Source organism: Pantoea sp. Cr_R13 (genome assembly GCF_029222565.1).
GTDB lineage: Bacteria > Pseudomonadota > Gammaproteobacteria > Enterobacterales > Enterobacteriaceae > Pantoea > Pantoea eucalypti.
This window is the reverse complement of record NZ_JARHXL010000013.1, coordinates 426,790-446,402: the sequence shown is the minus strand read 5'-3', so window position 1 is coordinate 446,402 and position 19,613 is coordinate 426,790. Positions and strand designations below refer to the sequence as shown.

Here is a 19,613-nt window from a genome sequence, read left to right as displayed (position 1 = left end):
GGTCGGGAACGATTATTTCAGGTTACGGTTGGTAAACTGTTCCATGTTTTCTTTGGTAATCAGCTGGTAAGGGATGTTGATGATTTTCTGGACTTTCTCACCTTTCACCAGTTTGATTGCCGTCTGCACCGCACCTTCACCCTGGCCCTGCGCATCCTGGAATACTGTGGCGACCATCTTGCCCTGCTTCAGCATCTGCAGTGCATCCGGTGTGCCATCGACACCCGCGATCAGGATTTTGTCCGGGTTTTTACCCAGCGCCTGCAGCGCACCAATCGCCATTTCATCGTTATTCGAGGCGATGGCATTGATCTGATCACCGGCAGTCATCCAGTTACTGACCACATCCACTGCATCGTTACGGGTAAATTTGGCGGTCTGTTTCTGAACGATTTTGATGCCCGGGAATTTAGCTGCGACTTCTTCCACGCCTTTAGTACGGTCGCGGGTCGCTTCGTTTGCCAGGTCACCCATCAGGATGGCGACGTTGCCTTTGCCGTTCATCGCCTTCGCCAGCGCTTCCATCTGTAAGCGTCCGGCCAGCTCTGAATCGGAACCGACATAAGCCATTTTTCCGGTCAGTTCAGCCCCGGGGCGGCGGTTTACGAAGATCAGCGGAATACCTGCTTTGCTCGCCTGATCCATTATCGGTTTCACCGCGTTGGTATCGACCGGGTTAACGATCAGCGCATCAACACCCTGACCGATAAAGTTTTGTACCTGCTGCAGCTGCTGTGAAACGTCGCCTTTTGCATCCTCAACCTGCCCTTTGACGCCATCTTTCTGCATCTCTTTCTGCATTGAGGTACGCAGAATGGTCAGGAAGTTGTCATCAAACAGCGCCATAGAGACGCCCACTGAGATATCTTTTGCCATAACTGCGGCAGGTAACATGCAGGCTAACAGTGAGGCGACAATCGTTTTTTTAATGTTCATAGGGACCCTTCTTATTTGTTAACTTGCTCAGTGGCTGTGGACCACGAATGAAAAATATCTTTTACATTCACCCAGCCTATCTGGCGTCTGTTTCGGAAAATTTGAGGTAAGACTTCAGGTTCTGGCTATTTTTGTGATCGACCACTCCTTTTCACAATCACTTGATCTGCAAACAGTTAGTTTCAAAATGCCGTTTCACTTCTGGTCGATGATGACGACCGTGATGATAAGCAGTTCATTTGTTCCATATGATCTCGTTTTGAAATTTTTATCATAAAAGCACTGAAACGCTTGTTTTAACATCGGCAAATAACAAAACTTTGACATGCATCTAACATCTACTGAGAAATGCCAGCAAAGTGAGATCCTGTTGGCAGTTTGAAAATCCATCAGAAGTGACTAAAAACCGCCAATCCGCTGCTTTTACGAGCATCTGAACGCAAATCAGTAAACAGGGCTTTGACAAGCAGGATCTACGCCGCTAATATTCGCCCCGTTCAAGCGATTCCTCTGTAGTTCAGTCGGTAGAACGGCGGACTGTTAATCCGTATGTCACTGGTTCGAGTCCAGTCAGAGGAGCCAGAATTAGAAAAGCCCGCTCAGGGAAACCTGAGCGGGCTTTTTGCTTTTGTGTTAAAGGTCGGCGAATCACTGACAGGTTCAGATTTGAACCATCAAATAACGATGTGCCGTGGACGCTACTCAGGCGGCCCTGTAGACAGCGCGTCTATCGAGCCCCACTGATATTAGCCAGGAAGCGGTTTAGCATTTGTGCTGCGCCTTTCCGTCATCCTTTCCCTTTGCTGCCTGTCAGAGAAAATGGCGCCAGTGCCTGGTTCTTTCTTTAGTGCAAAGGTTCTTCGAGCTTTCATGCAATCAGTTAAAAAACCACGCAGGTAAAGACAAACGAAAGTGGACTTCCCATCATAAAAGTATGATGTCCGACATTAATCACATCAAGTTGTAAAGTTTCCGGGTCGCCGGTAAATTCAGCTAACAGCTTCTCAAAGGTTGGATTATCTGTATTGTCAGTGGGAGATATAATGGTGCGGCTTATAGAATAATGCGCTGTATTACTGCCTCTTACTTCTCCCCTGGTCAGTATGAGGGTTCTTCCTAAATTTTTTTCCTCATTATTGATTAACACCCGTCCATTCAGTAAAAAATATCCGGTTCCGTCCTTGTATAGTCTGAGATCCTGGGCAACATTAAACTTAAGTGTCTCTCCCTCACCACCCAGATCGTAGTGGGTAAAAGAGTAACATCTCAGTGGCAATATTAATTTATTTTCAGGCCCAGAAATTATAAAACCCAGGAGAATTGCCGTACAGACAGTTGAAATAGCTATCAGAACTCTCACGTTTGGAAACATCATATTAATTCCCGTTAATATGGAAGAAATTATTGCAACTCGTTACATTCCTCTCTTTTCCAAGCTTGCAATACGAAATTAATGTGCGGCCATAATCTTTTGGCGAAAAAGACGTATAGTTATCAAAATATATTTTTTTATTTTTATCACAGACTAAATTATTTTCTGCTAAAAGAGCAGTGATTTTACTTTTTACTGCCTTCATCTTATTTTCATTAAGGTCCTTAACAAAAACCACCTCACACCCTTCTGCAAGAAAATCTGATTTTAGGTAAATGTTAATGTCATCCAATGAAGACGTATTTTTTTTAAAGACTAACACCGCTGTTGCAATAAAAACGGGTGAAAAGATACAAAGGTACAGAACAATGACTTTCCATGAAAGAAAAGACACCGGTTTGTTTGATGATACCTTAGGTAAATGAGCCGGTGGGGATGACTGGTTTACGTCTAAGGAAGGGGATTTAACGACAGAATGATGAGTATTTAACTTAATGCCGATCTTAGGAATGGTAATGACAATTTCATTACATCCAAATGCGGATAATGCACGTCTCATTATACTCAGGTATTGCGTTAAATTTGCATTTGACCCTCTGAGATTATGTTTATCCCAGACTTCAATAATCAAATATTCTCTTGTCAGAATGTCGCCATTAGAATCAAGGATGAGTGCCAGTAATCGCGCCGAAGGCAGATTAATCTGAACGGTCTCTTTCGTCGGTATATGTCGGAGAGTACTGTCATCCGTATTAAACACTATTGAACCATCAATGGTATACAACACCTTCACATCCCCCCGATTAAATAAATTCAATCTCAGATTTATCTTACAACATAATACAGTTAAACCCTTTTAGCACGTAGCATTTTTAAAACAAGCGAATAAAAAGCACGGGAACGCGTTGATAGCCAGTGACTCTGTTTCAGGGAAATCATTGTCCTGATATCGGAACGCCGGTGCTAACGAAAGTATGAGTAAGTTCGCACAGTTGAACCTTCCGCTGTCAGGAGGGAATTACGTTGATTCAGCCAGATTCACGGCAGGAGATGCTCTTTTAAACTCTCCTCCGGATGTCAGGTAGTGGGCAGTTTGCAACAATCTGCGACTGTTTAAGCTAACAAATAAACAAAAAATAGAATATTAAACTAAAAATATGGATAAATTCGAATTACATTCTGTTATTGATTTTTCCTGTATAACATTGCTTCCATCTTGAGGTGGCAAGTCCCGGCCAGTGTCGAGGGTTAAGGTGGGTACGCATCTTGCTTCAGCTCGGTGATTATAGATGTACCTGAATCCGCGCCATCCAGATGAATGTGAAGTGATGCGCTTTAGATCGGAGTCAATGTATTGAATGGAGATGGCACAGTGGCTATCACCCAGCCTGATAAACCGAAGTTTACTTCGATTATCAGCAGTGATTCCGCACAAAACATCACTGTAATAAATAACGGCAATGCGGCGATTTCGCCCGACAATATACACCGTTGTAAACCGGCCAACACCGGGCGCAACGAAGTTTTACGACAGTTTTTATTACCTTGTCGCACGTTTGAGATAAAGCATAAGGCAGGTTTTAAAACCAGCTTTACTCTCATTGAAGGGAGCAATAAAAGCAATGACCTGGTAATTGCTTCAATATGCTTTATGGGAATTATAAATAACCCGGAAACACACCAGCGGATTACTGAATATGACACCTGAATTTCAACATTATTGCACGACTGCCCTATCCACCTGTGGATCATCCGGCTCACTAACTACCTGTGCCGCTTTTTATCTGAAGCTTTACTCTTCTTAAAAATCTGGCCGTGTATTTTTTAAATGAATTTCTTTGTTAATTTTACGTTTGCCTAAAAATTAACAAGGGTATTTTACGATTACGTTTAGTCAGGAATAATTATTCTCTGATAGGGATGTGTTATGTATTTACTTTGTAATAAAAAAACTTATAGGGCTGTACTGGCCGCCGCGATATTAATCAGTAATGGCGCTACTCCGGCTTTTGCGCAGGAACTGAAGACGGTCACCAATACCAAAGTATTCGAGGTCAAACTGGGTGCTTCACGAGTGATATATAACCCGGACTCCAGTGGAGCGTCTTTATCCGTCACCAATGCGCAGACTTACCCCATTCTGGTGCAGGGGAAAGTGTTTGCGGAAGATAAAAAAACACCTGCGCCTTTTATTGTCACCCCGCCAGTTTTCCGTCTGGATGCGCAGCAGCAGAGCCGTCTGCGAATTATTCGTACCGGCGGTCAAATGGCCGGTGACCGTGAAACGCTGCACTGGCTTTGCGTGACCGGTATTCCGCCTAAAGATAGTGATGTCTGGGCTCAGGATGAGAAAGGGACACCGTTAAAGCCCACAGCAGTCACGCTGAACATGGAAGTCAGCGCAAACAGCTGCATTAAGCTGCTGGTGCGCCCGTCCGGCGTGAGAGAAACGATGATGGATGCCGTATCCGCGCTTAAGTGGCAACGCCAGGGCGATAAGCTGACGGTAACTAACCCTTCCGCATTTTATATGAATTTGTCTTCACTCAGCGTGGGGGAGATGAATATCCCGGATAGGGAATATGTCGCTCCGCATTCTTCCCGCAGCTTTATCCTGCCAAAAGGCGCTGCCGGTCAGGTGAAGTGGACGGTTATCACTGATGAAGGTGGAGAGAGCCGCACGTTTCAGTCGCCGTTGCACTAATAAGGCGCCTGGATAATGAAATACTTTCGGTTTTCTGTGGTGACCATCGTGGTATCTGCCGGGCTGTTTTCAATGCCGGTGATGGCCCGGACCTGGGAATTTGATGCTTCACAGTTGAGTGGTGGTGTCAGTGATGCGGATATCGCTCTGTTTAACCAGGGCGGGCAGCTTCCAGGAACCTATCTGGTTGACGTGTTGCTCAATGGTGAGCAGGTGGATTCCCGTGAAGTGGTTTTTGTTCAGCAGGAAGATTCCCGGGGCATGCCTGTTTTGCAGCCCTGCCTGAGCAGGAAGCAGCTTTTACGTTACGGCATAAAGACGGAAGACTATCCGGCATTGTCCGGCAAAGGCCCGGACGCAGACAAAGATTGTGCTGACATCCGCGTTATTCCGCATGCCAGAGCTGATTTTAATTTCGGGGCGCAGCAGCTGGTGCTGAGCGTTCCGCAGATAGCACTGCGCCCTGAAGTAAAGGGCATTTCTCCCCGAGAGCTGTGGGATGAGGGAGTTCCGGCGATTCTGATGAATTACCGGACCGGTACCAGCCATGTGGAATCCCGGGTCGGGAGTAGAAATGTCAATGAATCGCAGTACCTGCAGCTGGAGCCCGGCGCTAACTGGGGACCATGGCGATTACGTAATTCGACGACGTGGCAGAAGAGCCGCGGACAGACCGGCCGCTGGCAGACGCCTTATACCTATCTTGATCGGGGCCTGTATGACATGCAAAGCCGGCTGACGCTGGGAGAGCGTTTCACGCCGTCGGAAATTTTTGACAGCGTACCTTTTCGCGGTGTGATGCTGGGTTCGGATGAAAATATGCTGCCCTCTTCGCAGCGGACTTTTTCACCCGTGGTGCGCGGTATTGCCCGCACTCAGGCCCGGATAGAAGTGAAGCAGAATGGCTACACGGTTTACAACGCCACGGTAGCGCCCGGCCCGTTTGCCCTGAGTGACTTTGCCGCTGGCGGCTCGGGTGGGGATTTGCAGGTTACCGTATGGGAAGCCGACGGCACTACTCAGGAGTTCAGCGTCCCTTATCAGACGCCGGCGATTGCGCTGCAGGACGGCCACAGCGTGTACAACCTGATGGCCGGGCAGTATCGGGCATCAGATAACACGGTTGATTCGCCACTGGTTGCACAGGCCACTGTTATGTATGGCCTGCCGTGGAGCCTGACCTTATACGGCGGTTTGCAGGGCGCGGAGCGCTATCAGGCGACGACTGCGGGGCTGGGTATGTTGCTCGGGTCGTGGGGCGCGGTATCTCTGGATGGGACCCACGGTCGTGGGCAGAAGAAAGAGCGTGAAAGTGAAACGGGAGGATACGGACGGCTGCGCTACAGCAAGCGCGTTGAGGTAACCAACACCTCGCTTGATCTGTCCCATACCCGCTATGACGCATCCGGTTTCAGCACGCTGTCTGAGGTAATGGACAGCTATCGGCAGGGAAACCCAGCCGGCAGTGACGCACAACGCCGGTTTGAGACAACCCTGACGCTCAGTCAGTCATTGGGCGGATTGGGGAGTCTCAGCCTGAGCGGTTCTCGCAACAGTTACGGCAACGGGCAAGGGAGTACAGAGTCGTTCAGTGCCGGCTATGGCGTCAGTATACGCGGCGTTTCCCTGTCGCTGAATGCGACGCAGAACCGTAACCGGAACAGCGGCAGTAAATGGCAGGATAACCGGCTGGTTAACATGATGGTCAGTATTCCACTGGACCGCTGGCCTGGTGGGGCAACCCGGGCGACCTATCAGATGACGTCGCCTTCATCCGGCGGCAATACACAGCAGGTGGGGCTCAGTGGTCAGGCGTATGACCGCCAGTTGCAGTGGAATGTGAACCAGCGTCAACGTTCGGGGGCGGTGAGCGGAGACCGCAACGACAGCGACCTGAACCTTGGCTGGAGCGGGGGCTACGGTCAGCTGAATGGCCGTTACGGCTACAGTCCGTCTTACCGGCAGACAGGACTGGATGCGTCAGGCGGCATCGTGATTACCCGCAGTGGTGTCACCGCAGGGCAGACGCTGAACGATACCGTGGCACTGGTGGAAGCGCCGGGTGCGTCCGGAGTGGCTGTTGGAGGCTGGCCGGGAGTGAAAACCGATTTTCGTGGCTACACCACACAGTCAGGCCTGCAGCCTTACCGGAAGAATATTGTCAGCCTGGACCCTGCTCGTCTTTCGGCTGATGCAGAAATAAAACAGACGGACGTGACGGTAGTGCCGACACAAGGCGCGGTTATCCCGGCCACCTTTATTACTCATATTGGCGGGCGGGCGCTGGTGACACTGATACGTCCGGACGGTAAACCGGTACCTTTTGGGGCACTGGTTACCCCGGAAAACCAGGCGTCATCAGGCAGTGGCATTACCGGTGAAGCCGGACAGGTGTATCTGTCCGGACTGAACGGAAAAGGTGCCCTGATGGCGAGATGGGGAGAGAAGCAACAGTGCCGGGCTGATTACCGTCTGCCGGAAAAACCAGGGCCAGCAGGGCTGTATCTGTCAGAGGCAGTTTGTCGCTGAAAGCAGTTACCGGCTTCCGAAAAAACTGAACAGAAACATCACCCGGAGAAGGGGAATGATGAAAAGAAAAAGATTGTATCTGATAGCGGCAGCACTTTTGACAGTCATGGCCAGCAGCGCTCCGGCTGTCGCAGCGGGCAGTCCGCAACTGGTGTTACAGATGAATCATGGCCTGCAGGCGGGTTCTGTCAGAGACGGCACAAAGCTCGGCAGGGGCACGCTGGTCAGCTACGACATTCATACGGGCTTTCAGCTCCGGAGCGATCAGGCTGCATCCGGCCAGCAGGGAGGGCGTTATGTGCTGACAGGCCAGCAGAATCCGGCGCATCAGTTGCGGGTGCGTCTGGTGCCGCAGCAACTGGCGGTAACGGAAATGGCGGATATGCAGGTGATAACCGTGCATACCGGCGAAGACAGAATGGTTTTTGACATTCTGGCGGATGGCGACCAGAGGGTGGAAGCGGATACCTACTCTTTAAACATCGCTGGCCAGGTGGTCACTCAGTAACGCGCAACAGCCGGGCGCTATACAGATTTCACGAATACCACGTCACTGACATTTTTGGTGACGGGGAGCCATCGGTGGCACATATGCCTAGATGGTCGGGTAGACGCACTGTCTACGACTTTTAGGGACGACTGCAGTCGTTAATCCAACACAAAAAAGGATAGAGATATGAAATTTTTAAACATTAAAGCATCAGCGGTAGCAGCGATAATCATTGCGGGTATTTCATCCCACGCAGCAATCGCAGCGCTGTCCGACGCCAGTACTATGTCGGCCGACATTACTTTTACTGGTCCGCTCACAGTTTCTAACGTTTTGACACCGGTATCGGGTCTGTCCGCCGGGACTAATAATGGTGGAAGAGTGGTGGCAAATGGTACCATCACGTCGACAGGCGGCGCCTCTCGTCATTACATAGCTTTGGGTATGCCCGGGTCATTAATAGGGTCTGCTAACGGCAGTACCCAACAACTAACATCCATTAGCGGCAAAAACGACAGCAATAACTCCATTCTTGTGTCAATACTCAGGTCTACTAGTACTGCTGCCTCTGCTGGCTCTACTCTTTGTTCAGAGTTAGGTTTAACATGTAATACCGATTACATTTCATACAACGTTCCCACCAACGGCGTAACAACTTACAATGTTATATTAAACGGGACGCAGGACGTGAAACCTGATACCTATACCGTCCAGACCACCGCTTACGCGTATGGAGACTGACAGAAATTAAAAAACATCAGTCGAAGACCCTGTAATGTTCAGGGGTTTGACTGACTCTGTCGCATTGATGTGAATCAGAAGCATAGGCGGGGAATCCCGCCTATGCATGCAGCTTCAAATTTTCAATCTCAGTTAAGCTGGTTCAGAAAATAGCTTCATATTTCAACATCCATTCATCAATTCATCCATTCATTCATTCATTCATTCATTCATTCATTCATTCATTCATTCATTCATTCATTCATTAACAGTAATCGACACAAATCCTTCTGGTTACATTGTTCTGCCTGTTCGGCAGTAACAGAGATTTACGCAACAAAGAATGTTGTTATCATGTTCAAATCAAATAATGAGATCGCATTAAATTCCGTCAATGCGAGGGTGGAATTTTTATGCCCGTAATTACATGAAAGCGACGGCTATATTAGCGAGTTACTGACAAAGGCGATCTCAGCCAGAAAAGCCAGAATTAAAAAAGCCCGCTCAGTTTTCCCAGAGCGGGCTTTTTGCTTTTCAGCTCTCTTTATCTTTCTGGCAAATTATCCTTTCGCAAAGTTCGCCTGAATGCGCTGTTGCAGATAATCTTCGGCGGTGATGGCCGGATATTTCGCCTGCGGCCCCAGAATCTCCACATCTTTATTAGCCTGACAGAAAAAGGCCAGGCTGTAGCGCGCACCCTGGTATTCGCCGGGCAGCGGGCTTCTCACACGGTGGAAATTTGACGGCAGCTGATCGTCACTCCAGCGCATCAGCATGTCGCCGATGTTGCAGGTGATCACCTCTTCGCGCGGCTCGATGCTGGTCCACTGCTGACTTTCGCGGTCTTTGCCAGGACATACCTGCAACCCGCCCTGACCGGGACGCTGGAACAGCAGCGTCAGACAGTCAAAATCTGTATGCGCACCCGCGCGCCACATCCCCTGCTCTGACTGCTCAGTGGCATAGTAGTGCAGCATGCGCAGCGTACTCTGGTAAGTTTGCAGGTCCGGATTATGTGCCTGCTCGAAAAAGTGCTCAGGAAAGCCCAGTTTGAGGGCAAAACAGGAAAGCAGTTTCATGCCCAGTTGCCAGCATTGCGATTCAAAATTCAGCATGGTCTCTTTGAAAGCCGGCAGTTCCTGTTCAGTCGGCCATAGCGGTGCCATCAGCGGACGGGTGATCTGGTAAGACTCTTTCTGGTCTGGCGTTCGGGTTGATGGACGCACCTGAGACTTATTCTCCCAGCCGGCGTTTCGCGCCAGCGGATATTGCGCTTTTATCTCTTCGGGCAGTGAGAAGAAATCCTCTGTCATGCTGAACGCCTGACGGATATCGCCGAGTGCAATGCCGTGATTGCTGACCTGGAAGAAGCCAATTTCTACGGCTGCGCGCCAGAGTTCGTCGGCGATCTCACTTTTACGGTTTTCGAAATCTGATAAATCGATGCAACGCACTTCACGGGCAAAAGTCTCTTCACCCATCGCGCCCATGCCTGCTTCTTTTTCCAGTTCCTGTAATGCATATGCTGTTTGATTTGATTGCGTCATTGTTCTTATCCTTCTTAATCAATAGGGTTAGCGCGCAGCGCGCTGTTGTAAAGTACGGACGGCAGACATTGCCTCATGGCGCATGGCCTCCAGATCGAGTCCGGGGATGACATCGTTTTCGACGATCACCCGGCCATTTATCATCAGCGCCTTAAGCGAAGCGCGTCCGCCACAGGCTACCGGACCAATGGCCATGTCGTGCAGGCCGAAGTAGCGCGGGTCATCCAGCCGGTAAATGGCGATATCTGCCAGCCTGCCCACCTGTACGGTGCCGCTTTGTTGCAGGCCAAGGATCTGCGCCCCGCCTGCGCTGCCCCAGCGCACCACGTCTTCAACAGATGCTGCGTCGCCGCCGCCTTCAAACGTGCCGCCGTCATAGCGCGGTGTCGCCAGCATGCCTTTTCGGGCGCGCTGCAAAAGCCAGGCCGCATGCGCTTCACTTTGCATGTCGGCAGCTTCGTTCGATGCCGCACCGTCTACGCCTAATGAAACCGGTACACCGGCCTGTTCCAGCGCCAGCAAATCAGCGATGCCGCTGCCCAGACGCCCGTTGCTTTGCGGGCAGTGCGCGATGCCGGTGCGGGTCTGGCCCAGCATCGTGATTTCCTGCGGCAGCAGTTTCACAAGATGCGCAAACCAGACGTCATCACCCAGCCAGTCGTGTTCCGCGCAAAACTGCACCGGCGTCATGTCGAATCTGGCACGCGCCGCATCAAGATAATCCACGGTTTCCGACAAGTGGCTGTGCAGCCGGATCCCCAGACTGCGGGCCAGTTTCGCCATTTCGCGCAACTCCGCACCGGGTGCAGAATGCAGCAAGGTTGTAGGTGCCATCACCACACGGCGCAGTGACGTTGGTTTCGGATCGTGATAACGGCCCACCAGCCGTTCAATATCCGCCATGTAATCCCCGAAGTTTTCCGGGCGCAGCGCCTGCGGCAAATCTTTCTCGATCGCGCGCCCCTGCGTTGCGCCACCCCGACATAGCACAATGCGCATTCCCAGCGCCTCACCTTCACTGAACAGGATTTCCGAGGTATCGAACGGCATATCTGGCCAGTAAAGGTAGTTATGGTCTGCCACCGTCGCGCAGCCGGAACGCAACAGTTCGGTCAGGCCGATACGCACCGCAAGACGAAAGGTGGATTCATCGAAGGTGGCACGAAAACGATAAGGCGTGGCACTCAGCCATGCGGTCAGGCTTTGGTTCAGCCCCTGCGGTTCCCCTTTTAACAGTGACTGAAACAGGTGATGGTGTGTATTCACCCAGGCGGGATAAACCACGCAATCGCGCGCGTCGATCAGCTGCTCGTCGGGCATTGCCGTCAGGGAACCTATCGCCTCGATCACCCCATGACGCACGCGAATATCCGGCCCGGCGTGACGCGCTGCTTCTCCCGGCAAGCCGGTGAGGATGGCGTGCGCATTTTTAATCAGTAAAACGTCAGATGACATTGCAACACTCCTCAGGGCTTAACCTGCATCTGGTCGACAATTTCAGTGGTATACGCCTGCTTCCAGTCGGTATTCGCATTCAGCAGTCTGGCGTTCACCATGAAATCACGGGTTTTCTGCCAGCGGGCCTCCGTCATGGTGCCCCACCCCTGTGTTGCCGCATCACCGCCGTCAATCAGATGGTGCGCTTTGATTTGCTGAACGCCCCAGGCCAGCAGGTCGTCCGTCATCTTCGGGTTATCCTTTTTGATCAGCGCGTTGCCCGCCGCCGGATTTTGCAGATAGCTTACCCATCCTTCCATCGACGCCTTTACAAACTTAGCCATCGCCTCTTTCCGGCTGCTGATAAGTTCAGGACGGGTGATCAGAATGCCGCCGTAAGGGGGATAGCCGTGCTCCGAGAAGAGGAAGAAATTCGATTTCACACCCACCTTTTGTGCCTGGAAAACTTCAGAACTGACATAGGCTTGCTGCGCGACATTTTCGTCAGCCACAAAGGGCTGGATATTGAAGGTGTAAGGCCGAACCTGTGAATCGCTAAGCTGATAGCGTGCTTTCAGCCATGGCCACCAGGTCGATTGCCCGGAGCTGGAGACTAAAATGGTTTTGTCTTTCAGATCGTCGAGGGAAGTGACTGAAGCATGTGTCAGCAGCCCCTGAGGATCAAACTGGAAAGGGGCGGCGATGGCTTTGGCCTGAAAACCGCGCTGCACGGATTCGAGTAGCTGGAGATCATAACCGATGATCACGTCCGCGCGCTTTGCCAGCAGCAACTGCATGCCGTTGACCTGCGGGCCGCCGGACTGAATGCTGACATCCAGTCCGTAACGCTTGTAAATGCCTGTGGCCTGCGCCTGATAATAGCCGCCCTGCTCCGCCTGCGCGTACCAGGATGTCAGTAGCGCTATTTTCTCATCGGCGTGTGCCGACAGTGAAAATGCGGCAGGGATCAGCGCGCTCAGCACGCAGCAAGACAGGGGAATGCGGGAAACTGACTTCATTGCTCCTCTCCTAATCATCACCGGAGGGGCATTGAGCGAATGCGGCTCAGCTCCCCTGACCGGCTCAAAATGAACCGCGAAATGGTTGCTGAGCAATGTCCCGCGCAGTTGCCCGCACTGACCGCTTCTACTCACAGTGGGTTATACAAGAAAGGTGCCAACTTCACGAATGCGCTTTCTCTGCGCGTTAACAGGGGATTTATCGGCTATGGTTCTGCAACCTTTGATTCATTACAAAGCAGCCAGCACCAGAACAGTGCAAATCAATCCCGATCACCTCGCGGCATCTGGATCTCGCTGAACAACATCTCCAGCTGTTTGAGCATCATCGAGGCGGCCAGCGAAAGCTGTCTTGTCGGGGCGACGCACAATGAAAGGGTGAACGTTTTTAATTGCGGATCGGTCAGCGGAATAAATTGCAGTTCATCGCTTTCCACCTCATCAATGATGTCGAGCCAGCAGAGAATACCGATGCCCATTTTCTCTTTGATCAGCGAGCGAATCATGTGGATGTTATTGGATACCGCGACTTCGTTAATCATGTCGCCGTTGATATTCATCAGTGCCTGGACGGGTTCGGCCAGCATCAGCGGCGCAGCCGGCAGGATAAACGGATATTCCATGCACTGGCTAAAACGCACGTGGCTTCTGTCGCCAAGCGGATGCCCTTTCGGCACCACAATCCCCAGCTCGATTTCTGCAAAAGCGCGCACCTGCAACTCTCGTGAACTTTGCGGATTAAGCATCAGACCAAAGTCGGCATCGCCAGACATCAGCGCCTGCTGAATGTCCACGTTGTTCATGGTGGTCAGCGTGAAGGAGATATTCGGATAATCAGCATGCACCTTCCTGAGCATCGCCGAGAAAAACTGCCGGTTGATGGCGTCAATGGTGGCAATTCGCACGTGCCCCCGCCGCAGACCGCGCAGGTCATCGAGTTGCTCGCAGACGCGGGTGAAATCCTTTTTCCAGTTGTTGGCGGCGTGCAATAGCAGCTCGCCGGCTGCCGTCAGCCGCAATCCGGTCGGGTGCCGTTCAAACAGCGGCATTGCCAGTTCTTTTTCCACCCGCAGGATCTGCCGGTCAATTGACGATGCGGCGACATGTAAGGTTTCCGACGCCTTACGAAACGAGCCCTGGCGGGCAACTTCAGTGAAGTACAGCAGAAACCGTGAGAATGCGAACATGATTGAGTGCTCTCTTTTTTGCAACGGGATGTGCGAATCAAAGCGCTGGACGCAACAGCTTTACAACAATAACGTAGCTTTCATCGCAATGGGAACAATCGTTTCATCGACATTACATCCCGCCGCGGGCTCTTTCAGGCCGGATGGCAGCAGGTTATACAGTGAACAGGTTGCCCAGGTTTATGAATGACTCATCAAAATGAATACGGTAAATGACGATGAATGATGCCGGATTAATTCCTGTCACGATCAAGGCGATCGGCGAAAACGGTAAAGGAAATATTTCACTGCAACTTATTGCACAGGACGGAGGATTATTACCGGCCTGGTTACCCGGTGCGCACATCGACGTTTTCATTCCTGAGATTGGCCCGCGCCAGTATTCTCTCTGCAACGAAAATCACGGCGGGGAATATTATGAAATCTGCGTAAAACTGGCAGACAACGCGACCGGCGGATCGCACTTTATTCATCATCATTTCAGTGCTGGCGACACACTCAATATCTCGATGCCACGTAACCATTTTCCACTGCCAGCCGCCGGGCGCTATCTGTTATTTGCCGGAGGAATTGGCATTACGCCACTGCTGGCGATGGCGGAACAGATTTCTCGGCAAGGCATTGAATTTGAACTGCACTACTACATTTCAGGTCTGGATAAAGCGGCGTATATACCGCGTCTCACAGCACCTTCACTGGCAAAAAATGTCTTTTTACATGACAGCAGCGCAAACGATTCCCTGCGGCACACGACGCCGCTGAGCCTGTGTCAGCCGGATGCCAATACGCAGGTGATGGCCTGTGGCCCGGATGGGTTTATTAAGCGCCTTGAAGAGATTATGCAGACGCACCACTGGCATAAGAATCAATTATCTTTTGAGCGATTCAGCAATAAAAATATAAACAAAAATAACGCCAACTCTGAATTTCACATTGAGCTGAAATCCAGCGGAAAACGTTATTTAGTTGGTTCAGACCAAAGCATTGCAGAAGTCTTATTGAGTGCCAGAGTCGATATTATGCTGTCGTGCGAACAGGGCATTTGCGGCTCATGCATTACGGATGTTATCGACGGTATTCCCGATCACCGCGACTGCGTGCTGACAGAAGAAGAGAAAGCGGAGAACACGCAGATTACGCTGTGCTGTTCGCGCGCTAAGAGTCCTGTTCTGGTCCTGGACCTGTAATGCCAATGCGGAGCCTCAATATGAACTTTCCTTCTTTTGCCTCACCGTTAAACGGCATTGCCAACGTTCGCCTTCCCGCCTGGCTGCTTCCTGTCGGGTGGCCTGAGGAGGCAGGTGAACCGGTAACGGCAGATCTGCGCGTTGAGGCAGGCAAAATAACTTCCGTGACGCCTTTTCAGCGCGACCAGAATGATTTGTGGGACGCACAGGGCATGCTGGCGCTGCCAGGTCTGCTCGAACCTCATGCGCATCTTGATAAAACCTTCACCATTGGTCGCAGCCGTCCCTCAAAACCCGGTCTGCTGGCCGCGATTGAAACCCTGCATGAGGATCGACGGCACTGGACCACGGCAGATCTTCATCAGCGTGCCCGACAGGGAATGGCATGGGCCGCCGCCAACGGCGTAACCCGCCTGCGCACCCATATTGACTGGTTCGATGCCACGCCGCCGCTGGCCTGGACGGCACTGGCCACTATCACACAACCCGGCGTCATGCTGGAACGGGTGGCGCTGGTCCCGCTGACTCTTTTTGCCGACAGCGAGGCCGCTGACCGCATCGCCGCTGCGGTGGCGCAAAGCGGGAACCACTGCCTGCTGGGTGGATTTATCCACTCATCCAACTGGGATCCGGCCGCCATGACCAACCTGATGCGCAGTGCCTCGCGCTGGCAACTGAATCTGGATTTGCATATCGATGAAGAGCTTTCGCCGGTGGCACACGGCCTGAGCTGGCTGGCGCATTACCTGTCAGAAAATAGATTCAGCGGCCATATCTGTTGCAGCCACGGCTGCGCACTGGCTTCCGGCAGTGAACAACAGGCAGTGGAGGTGCTGCGTTTGCTGGCGGAGCAGCGCGTCACGCTGATTGCACTGCCGATGACCAACCTGCTGTTGCAGGATGCCGTCACCGGCCACACGCCACGACAGCGCGGCATAACGCTGCTGAAAGAGGCGCAGGCGGCAGGCGTTCCGGTGCTGCTCGGTTGCGATAACGTGCAGGACGCTTTTTGTCCGGCTGGTAGCTATGACCCGCTGGATACGCTGGCCTGTGCCCTGTTCGCACTGCAGCTGGATATGGTTTTTGACTGGCAGTCGCGACTGATCTGCGATGTCGCCGCGCTGAGCGGTGATGCACCGCCCGGCCTGCCACTCGCACCTGGCAGCGATGCCACGCTGATTCTCTTTCCAGGCAGCGACAGCCTGACCTGGCCTTTAAACAGCGCAGCCCGGCTGGTTTTCCACCATGGCAGGCTCGCCCACCAGCGTACCTGGAATCCGGAGTTATCCCATGAGTCTTGAAGCGGGTGCGGGTAAACCGCTCGCCAACTATGCCGCGTGGCGCCGCGCGGGCGATTTTGTTTTTCTCTCGGGCGTGATTCCGGTTAATCCGCAGAGCGGGACCATCGTGCGCGGCTTTCAGGATATCCCAGCCGAAGCACGCCTGTTGTTGGGCGAAACCGGCGAATTCTCGACTGATATCAAACAGGGGCCGATCCTCGCCCAGAGCTGGTATGTGCTCGAAAGTATCCGCCACATCATTGAAGACGCTGGCGGGCAGATGAGTGATGTGATCAAGCTGGTGCAGTACTTTCGCAATCTTGACCACTTCCCCTATTACAGCCGGGTCAGAAAGCTTTTTTATCCCGGTCAACCGCCGGTTTCTACCGTGGTTCAGGTCAGCGAAATGCTGCCCTGCGCCGACGTGCTGATTGAAGTGGAAGCCACCGCCTGGTTACCCCAGTCCCGCTAACCCTGACAAGTCCGAACACGAGGCAGAGCATGATTAACGGCTATATTCCCGCAGAACGTTTTCTCCCTTTTCTGAGCTGGACAGCTATCGCTGCTCTGCCCGACAAGGCTAACACCGTGATTGTCTTACCGACCGGCGCCATCGAACAGCATGGTCCGCATCTGCCGTGTTCGGTGGACAGCGTGATTTCTTCCGGCGTGGCGGGTCACGCACTGGCGCGGCTTCCGGAAGAGATTCCGGCCTTCGCGATTCCGCCCATTACTTACGGCAAGTCTGACGAGCATCTGAATTTCCCCGGCACGCTGACCCTGACCGGCGACACGCTGTTGCAGACGGTGCTGGAAATTGCCGAATCGCTCTACCGCGCCGGGTTCCGCAAACTGCTGATGATTAATGGGCACGGCGGACAACCGCAGGTGCTGCAAATGGCCTCGCGGGAAATGCGCCTGCGTCACGGCGATATGATCATGATCCCGCACGACGTGTTCAGCGTGCCTAACGTGGAAAATCAGTTCCTGAGCGCGCAGGAGCAGAAAATGGCGATGCATGCCGGTCACAGCGAAACGGCAGTGATGCTGGCTCTGGCACCGGAGTGCGTTCACATGGAGCACGCGGTCGCCAATTATCCGCCAGCGTTTCCCTGTCCGACGCTGTCATCTGGCCGCCCTGTCGCCGCCTGGGCTTCTTATGATTTTGGTCCGAGCGGCGTAATCGGCGATCCGATTGGCGCAACCGCCGAACAGGGGCACGCGATCCTCGATTCGCTGGCGGCAAGCTGGGCGCAGGCGATCACGGAGATCCACCTGATGGAATGGACAGTCCGCAGCGAACCTACCTGGGGTAAACACCACTGGAACGGTTTTGTGCAAACCCGCTTCACTCCTCCTTCGTCTTCTCTGGCCTCTGAATAAAGGAATTCTCAAGATGAAACTACGGCGTTCACCCACTTACACCCTGCTGGCTCTGCTGCTGGGCGGCGTTTCGGCCAGTTCAATGGCGGAAGAGAAATTCACGTTCCTGACCAACTGGTACGCGCAGGCGGAGCATGGCGGATTTTACGAGGCGCAGGCTAAAGGGTTGTACAAAACAGCCGGTCTGGATGTCAGCATTAAAATGGGCGGCCCGCAGGTTAATGTGATGCAACTGATGGCCGCCGGTCAGGCGGACTGTACGCTCGGCGACAATGGCCAGGCACTGGAAACCTGGCAGGCTGGCGTTCATGCGGTGACCGTGGCAACGGTGTTCCAGCATTCGCCGACGGTGTTTATCAGCCACGATAAAGTCGGGGCCGGCGAACAACTGAAAGACAAAACCTTTTTGCTGGCGACCGAGGCTTATACCTCATTCTGGCCGTGGGCGAAAAGTGAACTGGGACTGGGTAACGCCAAAGTCCGGCCCTACACCTTCAGCGTGCAGCCGTTTCTTGCGGACAATAATCTGGTACAGCAGGGTTATGTGACTTCCGAGCCGTTCTCAATCGAGAAAGGTGGCAAACCGTTCTATGTCTACATGCTTAGCGACTGGGGATACCCGCCGTACGGCAACTCCATTATCTGCATGGCCGACACCGTCAAAAAACGCCCGGCAGCCGTGGCGGCGTTCGTGAAAGCCTCCATGCAGGGCTGGAAGGAATACCTGCAGGACCCCGCCGCGGGCAACGCGCTCATTACCCAGGCTAACCCGCGTATGGGCGCCGACCAGATTGCCTTTGGCATTGCGCAGATGAAGAAGTATGCGCTGGTGACGGGTGGCGACGCGCAAACCGGCGGTATCGGCATCATCACTGAACCTCGTCTGAAAAAGACCTGGGAGATGCTGGTCAAAAATAAACTCATCGACGCGGATAAAGTGCCGTTTGAGCAGACCTATACCCTCGAGATGATTAAAGACGCGAAGGTTATGCCATGAATTTAGCCCCGAAACTCACCGTGATGAGCGATGTCCGCTCAGTTATTCCTCCGACCGTTCCGGCTATCGAGGTGTTGTCGGCGGAGAAAATTTACAGCAACGGCACCCGCGCGCTTCTGCCGGTCAATCTGACCATTAATCAGGGCGAATTTGTCACGCTGCTCGGCCCGTCGGGCTGCGGCAAAAGTACGCTGTTAAAAATGGTTGCCGGTCTGGTGGAACCCAGCGACGGCAAGCTGATGCTGTGGCGCCGCGAAAGTCGTGAAAAAGCACAGGTTCCGCTCTCTTTCGTGTTTCAGGAAGCCACGCTGATGCCGTGGAGTAATGTGCAGAACAACGTGCGTTTGCCGCTGGATCTGGCAGGCGTACCCCGCGCTGAAGCCAATACCCGCGTCAGTGAAGCGCTGGAACTGGTGGGGCTTGGCAAATTTGCCAACGTCCTGCCTCGCGAACTGTCAGGCGGCATGCAGATGCGCGTATCAATTGCCCGCGGGCTGGTCACGCGCCCGAAGCTGCTGCTGATGGATGAACCGTTCGGCGCGCTCGACGAAATCACCCGCAACAAACTCGACAGCGACCTGCTGCGCCTGTGGCGGGAACAGGGACTGACGGTCGTGTTCGTCACTCACTCGATCCACGAAGCGGTGTTCCTGTCGCAGCGGGTGATCATGATGGCCGCGCGTCCGGGGCGCGTGGTGGAAGATATCGCCATCAACGAACCTTTTCCCCGCAGCGAAGAATTCCGCGTCAGTCCGGCATTTTCACGCTATGCGAAGCAGTTGCAGGACAGCCTGCTGCAAGCCAGCCAATCGGGTATGGAGTAAC

At 52.8% G+C, this 19,613-nt stretch carries 18 protein-coding genes and 1 tRNA gene; 12 read left to right on the top strand and 7 right to left on the bottom strand.

Translation table 11 applies throughout. The features are described 5' to 3' along the window. Positions 1 to 12: 12 nt before the first annotated feature. The gene (locus P2R09_RS09720) at positions 13 to 936 is read right to left on the bottom strand and encodes a sugar ABC transporter substrate-binding protein (protein ID WP_003852592.1); all 924 of its coding nucleotides are present in this window, start codon (positions 934 to 936) and stop codon (positions 13 to 15) included. A 506-nt stretch (positions 937 to 1,442) separates the two neighbouring features. Between P2R09_RS09720 and P2R09_RS09715 the strand changes: the two genes are divergently transcribed. Further along, positions 1,443 to 1,518 (top strand) — tRNA-Asn (locus tag P2R09_RS09715). Positions 1,519 to 1,816: 298 nt separating this feature from the next. Here the strand turns inward: P2R09_RS09715 and P2R09_RS09710 are convergent. Next, positions 1,817 to 2,311 (bottom strand): hypothetical protein, encoded by a 495-nt coding sequence (locus tag P2R09_RS09710; protein WP_275769114.1) that lies wholly within the window; start codon positions 2,309 to 2,311, stop codon positions 1,817 to 1,819. A gap of 1 nt (position 2,312) precedes the next feature. Further along, positions 2,313 to 3,095 carry a winged helix-turn-helix domain-containing protein gene (locus P2R09_RS09705; protein ID WP_275769112.1) on the bottom strand — a complete coding sequence of 261 codons (783 nt, stop codon included), beginning with the start codon at positions 3,093 to 3,095 and terminating at the stop codon, positions 2,313 to 2,315. A gap of 585 nt (positions 3,096 to 3,680) precedes the next feature. Between P2R09_RS09705 and P2R09_RS09700 the strand changes: the two genes are divergently transcribed. The 5 genes from P2R09_RS09700 (at position 3,681) to P2R09_RS09680 (ending at position 8,772) form a co-directional block, all read left to right on the top strand. Next, complete coding sequence (locus P2R09_RS09700; protein ID WP_275769110.1) at positions 3,681 to 4,016, top strand: hypothetical protein; 336 nt, start codon at positions 3,681 to 3,683, stop codon at positions 4,014 to 4,016. Positions 4,017 to 4,235: 219 nt separating this feature from the next. Continuing rightward, positions 4,236 to 5,012: a fimbria/pilus periplasmic chaperone gene (locus P2R09_RS09695; protein WP_275769108.1), complete on the top strand. Its 777-nt coding sequence runs from the start codon at positions 4,236 to 4,238 to the stop codon at positions 5,010 to 5,012. 15 nt (positions 5,013 to 5,027) lie between these two features. Beyond that, a complete protein-coding gene (locus P2R09_RS09690; protein WP_275769106.1) occupies positions 5,028 to 7,541 on the top strand; it encodes a fimbria/pilus outer membrane usher protein in 2,514 nt (837 codons plus the stop codon). A 55-nt stretch (positions 7,542 to 7,596) separates the two neighbouring features. After that, positions 7,597 to 8,049, top strand: a complete 453-nt coding sequence (gene afaD, locus P2R09_RS09685) for an AfaD family invasin (protein ID WP_275769103.1) — start codon at positions 7,597 to 7,599, stop codon at positions 8,047 to 8,049. Positions 8,050 to 8,217: 168 nt separating this feature from the next. Beyond that, on the top strand, positions 8,218 to 8,772 hold the full coding sequence (locus P2R09_RS09680; protein WP_275769101.1) for a hypothetical protein: 555 nt from the start codon (positions 8,218 to 8,220) through the stop codon (positions 8,770 to 8,772). A gap of 539 nt (positions 8,773 to 9,311) precedes the next feature. Here P2R09_RS09680 and P2R09_RS09675 read toward each other — a convergent pair. From P2R09_RS09675 to P2R09_RS09660, 4 genes are all read right to left on the bottom strand, one after another. Then, positions 9,312 to 10,298: a 2OG-Fe(II) oxygenase family protein gene (locus P2R09_RS09675; protein ID WP_275769099.1), complete on the bottom strand. Its 987-nt coding sequence runs from the start codon at positions 10,296 to 10,298 to the stop codon at positions 9,312 to 9,314. Between the two features lie 27 nt (positions 10,299 to 10,325). Beyond that, positions 10,326 to 11,753, bottom strand: a complete 1,428-nt coding sequence (locus tag P2R09_RS09670; protein WP_275769097.1) for an amidohydrolase family protein — start codon at positions 11,751 to 11,753, stop codon at positions 10,326 to 10,328. An 11-nt stretch (positions 11,754 to 11,764) separates the two neighbouring features. Then, entirely contained in the window at positions 11,765 to 12,754 is a 990-nt protein-coding gene (locus P2R09_RS09665; RefSeq protein WP_275769095.1) for an ABC transporter substrate-binding protein, read from the bottom strand. A 263-nt stretch (positions 12,755 to 13,017) separates the two neighbouring features. Next, positions 13,018 to 13,941 carry a LysR family transcriptional regulator gene (locus P2R09_RS09660; protein ID WP_275769093.1) on the bottom strand — a complete coding sequence of 308 codons (924 nt, stop codon included), beginning with the start codon at positions 13,939 to 13,941 and terminating at the stop codon, positions 13,018 to 13,020. A gap of 212 nt (positions 13,942 to 14,153) precedes the next feature. Between P2R09_RS09660 and P2R09_RS09655 the strand changes: the two genes are divergently transcribed. Genes P2R09_RS09655 through P2R09_RS09630 form a run of 6 tightly spaced genes read left to right on the top strand, consistent with a single transcriptional unit; the run spans position 14,154 to position 19,612 of the window. Continuing rightward, positions 14,154 to 15,128 carry a PDR/VanB family oxidoreductase gene (locus P2R09_RS09655; RefSeq protein ID WP_275769091.1) on the top strand — a complete coding sequence of 325 codons (975 nt, stop codon included), beginning with the start codon at positions 14,154 to 14,156 and terminating at the stop codon, positions 15,126 to 15,128. A gap of 20 nt (positions 15,129 to 15,148) precedes the next feature. Next, positions 15,149 to 16,429 (top strand): amidohydrolase family protein, encoded by a 1,281-nt coding sequence (locus P2R09_RS09650; protein WP_275769089.1) that lies wholly within the window; start codon positions 15,149 to 15,151, stop codon positions 16,427 to 16,429. Next, positions 16,419 to 16,880 carry a RidA family protein gene (locus tag P2R09_RS09645; protein ID WP_008926002.1) on the top strand — a complete coding sequence of 154 codons (462 nt, stop codon included), beginning with the start codon at positions 16,419 to 16,421 and terminating at the stop codon, positions 16,878 to 16,880. Before P2R09_RS09650 ends, P2R09_RS09645 begins: the two co-directional genes overlap by 11 nt. Before the next feature lie 29 nt (positions 16,881 to 16,909). Continuing rightward, the gene (locus P2R09_RS09640) at positions 16,910 to 17,791 is read left to right on the top strand and encodes a creatininase family protein (RefSeq protein ID WP_275769086.1); all 882 of its coding nucleotides are present in this window, start codon (positions 16,910 to 16,912) and stop codon (positions 17,789 to 17,791) included. A gap of 13 nt (positions 17,792 to 17,804) precedes the next feature. Then, entirely contained in the window at positions 17,805 to 18,788 is a 984-nt protein-coding gene (locus P2R09_RS09635) for an ABC transporter substrate-binding protein (RefSeq protein ID WP_275769084.1), read from the top strand. Beyond that, entirely contained in the window at positions 18,785 to 19,612 is an 828-nt protein-coding gene (locus P2R09_RS09630) for an ABC transporter ATP-binding protein (RefSeq protein ID WP_275769082.1), read from the top strand. The genes P2R09_RS09635 and P2R09_RS09630 overlap by 4 nt, the downstream gene beginning before the upstream one ends. Position 19,613 lies beyond the last annotated feature (1 nt).